A 990-nucleotide genomic window follows, 5' to 3' on the forward strand; every position below is an offset into this window, starting at 1 on the left:
ATCCGCCATCTGATGGGCCGACTGCGCTCGTGGCGGCACTCGCTTGCCATCTTCCTGAATGAACTCGGCGCAATCACCAATGGCGAAAATCCGTTCGTCCCGCGTGGCCTGCAAATGCGGATTGACGGTCAACTGATTGATCCGGTTGGTTTCCAGACCGCCGATGTTGGCCATAAACTCCGGTACCTTGATGCCGGCGGCCCAGACCATCAGGTCCGCTTCAATGAAATCACCGTCTTTGGTGTGCAGGCCGTTATGCTCGGCTGAGGTCACCATCGTCTGAGTGCGCACCTTGACCCCGATGTTGGTCAGCTCGCGGGTGGCCGCGGCGGAAATGCGTTCGGGCAGGGCGGGCAGGATCCGTTCGCCGGCCTCCAGCAGGGTTACGTGCAGGTGCTCATTGGTGATGGCATCAAAGCCATAGTGGTGAAACTCTTTGACGGCATGATGCAGCTCCGCGGAGAGCTCCACGCCGGTTGCGCCGGCGCCCACAATGGCAATGCGTACTTCATCCGGTTCGTCGGGAACGCGCTGAATTCGCAAGAACCGGTTGAGCAACTTGTTGCGAAACCGGTGCGCCTGCTTGGCGCTGTCGAGAAAGATGCAGTGCTCTTTCACACCGTGAGTGCCGAAATCATTGGACACCGACCCCAGAGCCATCACCAGGTAATCGTAATCAATGCGGGTGGCGGGAATGTACTCCACACCTTCCTCGTCCAGAACCGGCGCCAGCACAACCTGGCGCTGCTCGCGATCGATGTCGGTCAGGGTGCCGATGCGAAAGTGAAAGCCTTTGGCGTACGCCTGGGCGCGGTAGCTGACCGCATCGTTGCCCTCATCCATGGTGCCCACCGCTATTTCATGCAGCAGCGGTTTCCATAGATGGGTGGTGTTGCGGTCCACCAGGGTAATATGGGCTTTCTTCTTTCGGCCCAGCTTGCGACCGAGCCTGGTGGCGAGTTCCAATCCGCCGGCGCCACCGCCGACCAC

Annotated in this window: 1 protein-coding gene; it reads right to left on the reverse strand. The window is 60.1% G+C overall.

Annotated features, from left to right (window positions below):
• Window positions 1–990, reverse strand: a 990-nt coding sequence (locus B3520_RS07710) for an NAD(P)/FAD-dependent oxidoreductase (protein ID WP_286875804.1), incomplete at both ends; no start/stop codon positions are given.

The sequence above is a fragment of the Marinimicrobium sp. UBA4509 genome, from assembly GCF_002388575.1.
GTDB classification, from domain to species: domain Bacteria; phylum Pseudomonadota; class Gammaproteobacteria; order Pseudomonadales; family Cellvibrionaceae; genus Marinimicrobium; species Marinimicrobium koreense.